The 6481-nt window shown below is 65.0% G+C and carries 7 protein-coding genes; all 7 read right to left on the bottom strand.

The window, feature by feature from the left end:
- Positions 1-305 (bottom strand): MarR family winged helix-turn-helix transcriptional regulator (locus MOV74_RS28220; RefSeq protein ID WP_246929883.1); only part of this gene is annotated, 305 nt, incomplete at its 3' end.
- A gap of 25 nt (positions 306-330) precedes the next feature.
- Positions 331-1035 carry an ABC transporter ATP-binding protein gene (locus MOV74_RS28215; protein ID WP_246929882.1) on the bottom strand — a complete coding sequence of 235 codons (705 nt, stop codon included), beginning with the start codon at positions 1033-1035 and terminating at the stop codon, positions 331-333.
- Positions 1032-1823 (bottom strand): ABC transporter ATP-binding protein, encoded by a 792-nt coding sequence (locus MOV74_RS28210; RefSeq protein ID WP_246929881.1) that lies wholly within the window; start codon positions 1821-1823, stop codon positions 1032-1034. Before MOV74_RS28210 ends, MOV74_RS28215 begins: the two co-directional genes overlap by 4 nt.
- Positions 1820-3709, bottom strand: coding sequence for an ABC transporter permease (locus tag MOV74_RS28205; protein WP_246929880.1), 1890 nt, complete (start codon positions 3707-3709; stop codon positions 1820-1822). The genes MOV74_RS28210 and MOV74_RS28205 overlap by 4 nt, the downstream gene beginning before the upstream one ends.
- 205 nt (positions 3710-3914) lie before the next feature.
- A complete protein-coding gene (locus MOV74_RS28200) occupies positions 3915-5117 on the bottom strand; it encodes an ABC transporter substrate-binding protein (protein WP_246929879.1) in 1203 nt (400 codons plus the stop codon).
- 20 nt (positions 5118-5137) lie between these two features.
- Entirely contained in the window at positions 5138-5722 is a 585-nt protein-coding gene (locus tag MOV74_RS28195; RefSeq protein WP_246929878.1) for an amino acid synthesis family protein, read from the bottom strand.
- 26 nt (positions 5723-5748) lie between these two features.
- On the bottom strand, positions 5749-6481 hold a 733-nt coding region (locus tag MOV74_RS28190), incomplete at its 5' end, for a UPF0280 family protein (protein ID WP_246929877.1).

The raw sequence follows: 6481 nt of genomic DNA, 5'->3' as shown, positions 1-6481 counted from the left end.
CCGTCCTCGGGGTCCTGGCTGGTCTCGGTCAGGCCGCGCGCCGTCAGGCGGTCGATCACGCCCTTGATGGTCGCGACGTCCATCGCGGTCAACCGGCCGAGCTGGTTCTGCGAGCACGGGCCGGTCTCGGCGAGTTTCGACAGCGCCGCCCATTGCGTCGGCGTCAAATTGGTGCCGATATCGCGAGCGAAGATCGAACTGTGACGCTGCCAGACCTGGCGCAGGATGAAGCCGACCTGCTCGTCGAGCACGTAAGGCGGCTTTGCCAGCTTGATGCTCTTCTTCGCCGTGACGCTTCTCGCCATCCGCTCGCAGCCCTTCCCTTTGCCGTCACAACGACAGATGCGCGTCGCGGATATCCGGACGCGCGTCGAGCTCGGCCATGGTGCCGCCGAAGCAGACGCGGCCGCGCTCGATGATGTAGGCGCGATCGGAGATCAACCGCGCGAAATGCAGATTCTGCTCGGAGACGACGATGCTGACGCCCTCCTTCTTCATGGTCAGGATGGCATCGACCATCTGTTCCACGATCTTCGGCGACAGGCCTTCCGACGGCTCGTCGAGCAGCACCAGCGACGGATTGCCCATCAGCGTGCGGGCGATGGTGAGCATCTGCTGCTCGCCACCGCTCATGCGGCCGCCCGGACGGCCCCGCATCTCGCCCAGATTCGGAAACAGCGTGAACAACTTTTCCCGGGTCCAGTGCGGGGCGTTCGGACGCTTCGGCTGGCGGCCGACTTCGAGGTTTTCCTCCACCGTCAGGTCGGTGAAGATGCGCCGCTCCTCCGGCACGTAGCCGAGCCCCTCGCGCACGATCTCATGCGTCGGACGCAGCGAGACGTCCTTGCCCTCGAACATGATGCGGCCGGTTCGTTGCGCGACGAGGCCGACGATCGAGCGGAACGTCGTCGACTTTCCGGCGCCGTTGCGCCCGAGCAGCGCCACCACCTCGCCCTCGCCGACCTCGAAGCCGATGTCGAACAGGATATGCGCCGGGCCGTAATGACTGTTGAGCCCCTCGACGGTCAGCTTCATGCCGAGGCTCCCTCGCGGTGGCGGGCATCATAGACGAGGCCCTCGCCGAGATAGACCGCCTGCACCTGCGGATTGCCGCGCACCTCGGCCGGCGTGCCTTCGGCGATCAGCGTGCCGCGATTGAGCACGATGATGCGGTCGGCGTGCTCGAACACCACATCCATGTCGTGCTCGGTGAAGAGCACCCCGATCGACTTTTCGCGGGCGATCTGAGCGGTGAGCCGCATCAGATCGACCCGCTCGCGCGGCGCCATGCCCGCGGTCGGCTCGTCCATCAGGAGCAGCTTCGGCTGGTTGGCGAGCGCCACCGCAAGCTCGAGCCGCTTGAGGTCGCCATAGGCGAGCTCGCCGCACGGACGATCCGCGTAGCCGCCCATGCCGACGAGCTCGAGCAGCCGGCCGGCCTCGCCGCGATCGAAGTTCGGTGCCGAGCCGAACAGGTTGAACAGCTGCTTCCCGTGCGAGATCAGCGCCACCTGGACGTTCTCGCGCACGGTCATGGTGGCAAAGGTCGCGGTGATCTGGAAGGTGCGCCCGACGCCGAGGCGCCAGACCTCACGCGGCTTCCTGGCCGTGATGTCTTCGCCGAGCAGGCGAACATGGCCGGTATCGGGCTTGTTCTGGCCGTTGAGCATGTCGAAGCAGGTACTCTTGCCGGCGCCGTTCGGCCCGATCAGTGCCAGGATCTCGCCGGCGCGCAGCGAGAACGACACCCCGCGCACGGCATGAATGCCGCCATAGGATTTGGTCAGACCTTCGACCTCAAGAAGTGGGGGTGCGATGCTCATTCGGCGGACTCGATCGGCTTGGCAAGCAAGGGGGACCCGGGCGGTGATGCCTTCTTGCGACGCTGCGCCAGCATCTCCAGCATGCCGACGATGCCCTTGGGGAAGACGACGACGATCAGCATGATGAAGCCGCCAAGCACGAGCTTCGACAGATCGGTTTGACTGACCAGCCAGATGTTCAGCGCCTTGTAGACGATGGCGCCGATCACCGCGCCCGACACCGTCTCGACGCCGCCCAGCAGCACCATGACCAGTGCATCGACCGAAAGCGAGATGCCGAGATTGTCCGGGAAGACGCTGCCCTTGAGATAGGCGAACAGCGCGCCGCCGATGCCGGCGGTCGTGCCGGCGATCACGAAGGCGGTCCATTGGATGCGCTTGGCGTTAATGCCGATCGCTTCAGTGCGCAGGAGCGAGTCGCGCGTGGCACGAAGCGCATAGCCGAACGGCGAGAACACCATGGCCCGCAGCGCGACGGTCACCAGCGCGGCGACGCCGAGCGCCAGCCAGTAGAAGTTCGACGGGCTCGCCGCCCATTTTTCCGGCCAGACGCCGAGAATGCCGTTGTCACCGCCGGTTACGCTCACCCACTGGAACGCGATCGACCAGACGATCTGCGCGAAGGCGAGCGTCAGCATGGCAAAATAGACGCCGGAGAGCTGCACGGCAAAGAAGCCGAACACGGCCGCGCCCATGCAGCCGAGCAGCGGGCCGAGCAGCAGGCAGACGATCATCGGCAGCCCCGCCATCTTGGCGAGGAAGGCGACGCCATAGGCGCCGAGGCCGAAATAAGCGGCGTGGCCGAACGACGCGAGCCCGCCGACCGACATCAGGAAGTGCAGGCTGACGGCGAAGATGACGAAGATCGCGATCTCCGAGCCGACGGTGAGCAGATAGTTGCCGGCGAACAGCGGCAGCGTCGCTGCAATCACGAGCGCCGCAAGCGCCGCGAGCCGCTCGTTCGACGTCAACGGCCGCCACGGATTGACGGTGAGACCCGGCGTCTTGCGCGCGGGCGCCTCCGGCTTGCCGAACAGGCCCCAGGGTCGCACGATCAGCACCACGGCCATCACCAGGAAGACCAGGATGATGGAAATCTTCGGGAAGATCAGGATGCCGAAGGCGTTGAGCTCGGAGACCAGCACGGCCGCGACGAAGGCCCCGACGATGCTGCCAAGGCCGCCGATCACGACCACGACGAAGACCTCGACGATGATCCGCAAATCCATGGCATGATGCACGGCATCGCGCGGGATCTGGAGCGCACCGCCGAGCGCGGCCAGGAAGACACCGACCGCGAACACCGACGTGAACAGCCATTTCTGGTTGACGCCGAGTGCTGCGACCATGTCGCGGTCCTGCGTCGCCGCGCGCACCAAGACGCCCCAACGCGTGCGCTGGAACAGCAGCCAGAGAATGCCGAGCACGACCGGGCCGAGCACGATCAGAAACAGGTCGTAGCTCGGGATGTTCTGGCCGAAGAAATCGATGGCGCCCTTGAAGCCCGGCGCGCGGCGACCGACGAGATCGTCAGGCCCCCAGATCAGCACGACGAGATCCTCGACCATCAGGGTCAGGCCGAAGGTTGCGAGCAGCTGGAATAGTTCCGGCGCATGATAGATGCGCCGAAGCAGCACCATCTCGACGAGCACGCCGATCAAGGCAACGGCAAACGCGGCCATCACGATCGCGCCCCAGAAACCGAGCGCACCCGACAGGCGCTCCGTCAGCGTGAAGGCGATGTAGGCGCCGATCATGTAGAAGGCGCCATGCGCGAAATTCACGATCCGCGTCACGCCGAAGATGATCGACAGGCCCGAGGCCACCAGGAACAGCGACGCTGCGCTGGCGAGACCGGTCAGAAACTGTACGACATAAAAGGCCATCGGCGGTCCGGGTTGGGTGTTGGATCTCATCCCGCTCGTGCGCGGGAGAAAGCTTTGTAGGGTGGGTTAGCCCTGCGATTGCGCGGAGCGCAATCGCTCGGCGTAACCCACCACTTCTGTTTCTGCGGATGCCGAAGGTGGTGGGTTACGCCAGCGGACTGCGCTTCGCGCAGCCGCGGGCTAACCCACCCTATGGCAGCGGGGATCAATCCTTCGGCCGCAGCTTCTCGACTTCGGCATCACCAGGCAGATAGTCCGCGCCCTTCTTGTAGGACGAGTCCACCATCACGCCCTTGCCGTCCTTCAGCGCGGTCTTGCCGACGAAGGCACCGAGTGTCGACTGGTGATCGATCTTGCGGAAGGTGATCTCGCCGAACGGCGACGGCACGGAGAGGCCTTCTGCCGCGGCGATCAGCTTCTCCGGATCGCTCGAGCCGGCCTTCGCCAGGATCGCAGCCGCCGACTTGATGGTCTGGTAGCCGACGATCGAGCCGAGACGCGGATAGTCGTTGTACTTGGCCTGGTAGGCCTTCAGGAACGCGTCATGCTCGGGCGTCTTGATCGAGTACCAGGGATAGCCGGTGACGATCCAGCCCTCGGGCGTCTCGTCCTTGAGCGGATCGAGATATTCGGGCTCGCCGGTCAGGAAGGACACGACCTCGCGTCCCTTGAACAGGCCGCGGGTGTTGCCTTCGCGCACGAGCTTGACGAGGTCGGCGCCGAAGGTGACGTTGAGGATGGCTTCCGGGTTGGCGGCGGCAACGGCCTGCACCACCGGACCTGCGTCGATCTTGCCCTGTGGTGGCCATTGCTCGTCGACCCACTGGATGTCTGGACGCTTCTCCGACATCAGCTTCTTGAACACCGCAACTGCGGACTGGCCGTATTCGTAGTTCGGCGCGATCGTCGCCCAACGCTTGGCCGGCAGCTTGCTGGCTGCCTCCACCAGCATCGCCGCCTGCATGTAGTTGGAGGGGCGCAGGCGGAAGGTGTATTTGTTGCCCTTGGACCAGGTGATGGCGTCCGTCAGCGGCTCGGCCGCGAGGAAGAACACCTTCTTCTGGTTGGCGAAGTCACTGACGGCGAGGCCGATGTTCGACAGGAACGTGCCCGCGAGCATCGCGACACCCTCGCTCGAAACCAGCTCGTTGGCCGCGGTCTGCGCATCCGCAGGCTTGCCGCCGTCGTCCTTGGAGATGACGACGAGCTTCTTGCCGTTGATGCCGCCGGCCGCGTTGACCTCTTCGACCGCAAGCTGCCATCCCTTGCGGTAGGGCTCGGTGAACGCCGGCAGCAGCGAATAGCTGTTGATCTCGCCGATCTTGATATCCTGCGCCATGGCCGAATGAGCCATGCCACCCGCCAACAGCGCAAACGCCGCGCCGACGAAATAGTTCTTTGCTCGCATCCCAACCTCCACCGTTAAAATTATCTTAGACCGTCTTCGCCTTTGATCTCCGCAACCGTCAGTCCGCCGACGCGCGGCAAAGGACGGCCGCTATCGGTGACGGCGACCGCGACCATGATCTCGTTGGCGCGCGGCGCGTCGTTGATCTGTACTTCCATGCCGTCGAAATGACTACGCACGAAGGCTGCGTCCTTGTGACCGAGGGGAATGTCGAGCGTGGTGCCGGGGCCGCTGCGCTTTTTCGACGACGGAATCAGCGCGGCCCCCTTGCTCAGAACTTTACGTACCGGCGCGCCCATCTTCGGGTGAAGGATCGCGGCCGCGTGTTCCAGTTCGCCGTTCTCGCCGACGGCCGCGGCCTTGCCATAGCTCTGCGCCTTCGCGCCATCGATGCCGAGCGCAGCCACCGCGCGCTTCGACAGCAGCTCGCCCAGCTCCTCGCCGATCGCGATCAGCGGCGAGAGGTCTTCGACATATTGCCCCGCGAAGGGATTTTCGATCACGGCAATCGCCGCGGCTCGCCGCGTCGGCGGCGAGACTTGCCGGCCCATCTCCATCTGCGTCTCTTCGACGATGGTGACGATCTTGCGGATGATCGCGCTCATGATTGTGTCCTCAGGCTCTTCCCTGCTCAGGCATGAACCGCGTTCTCCAGCTTACGTGGGCGCGCTTCTTGCCGTTCAATATCTTTCGGTCCGATGACAAGCATATCACCACAAAGCTGCAACACGGCACCCTCGATCAAGCCGCGATCGAACAATTGGCGTGCACATTCCGCGCCAGATTCGAGTGCTGCCGCGATCTCGTCGTGCGACAACCGGCCGACATCGCGGGTGACGAGGCGTGGGCCGAGATCACTGTCGGGCTGAAGCTCGCTGGCCGGCTGACGGATGATGGCAGGATGTCCCGGCAGATCCACGGCATTGGCGATGACCGTCGCCGCCGCATCGGCTTGCGATGCCGTTGGGGCCAGCACCGTCACCGCGTCGGCAATCCCGAGCGAAAAACTGCGGCCACGGCGCCCGCTGGTCGCGACGCCCCGCACCGGGTCATCCGCATCGACCCTCAAAGCTCGCATCACGCCATCACGATCGGGGCGATCCATCAGGCCAATCGAAAAATGCTCGCCCCGGCCGAGATGAAGGGCGATGTCGCCGCCATTGTTGACATAGGCCTGATTGAGCGTCGCAGCGCCCAGCATGGCCCCGAGAATCTCCTCCGCTACACTGCCGGCAACGGCGGCCATCGGCGTGATGAAGCAATCAGCGGCAAAGGGCGCGACCGCGGCGTGCATGCGGCGCGCCACAACGCCTCTCAGCACAGTCCGCTCCCCGGCAGCACCGCGCAGCTCCGGCAGCTCCGCG

Origin of the sequence: Bradyrhizobium sp. SHOUNA76, assembly GCF_023006445.1 — a bacterium.
Classification (GTDB): Bacteria; Pseudomonadota; Alphaproteobacteria; order Rhizobiales; family Xanthobacteraceae; genus Bradyrhizobium.
The sequence above is the reverse complement of the archived record's forward strand: the minus strand, read 5'-3'. Positions and strand labels throughout refer to the sequence as shown.

Coding starts and splice junctions, on each gene's coding strand:
- MOV74_RS28215 (WP_246929882.1), bottom strand. CDS start 1,035: ATGAAGCTGACCGTCGAGGGGCTCAACAGTCATTACGGCCCGGCGCAT.
- MOV74_RS28210 (WP_246929881.1), bottom strand. CDS start 1,823: ATGAGCATCGCACCCCCACTTCTTGAGGTCGAAGGTCTGACCAAATCC.
- MOV74_RS28205 (WP_246929880.1), bottom strand. CDS start 3,709: ATGGCCTTTTATGTCGTACAGTTTCTGACCGGTCTCGCCAGCGCAGCG.
- MOV74_RS28200 (WP_246929879.1), bottom strand. CDS start 5,117: ATGCGAGCAAAGAACTATTTCGTCGGCGCGGCGTTTGCGCTGTTGGCG.
- MOV74_RS28195 (WP_246929878.1), bottom strand. CDS start 5,722: ATGAGCGCGATCATCCGCAAGATCGTCACCATCGTCGAAGAGACGCAG.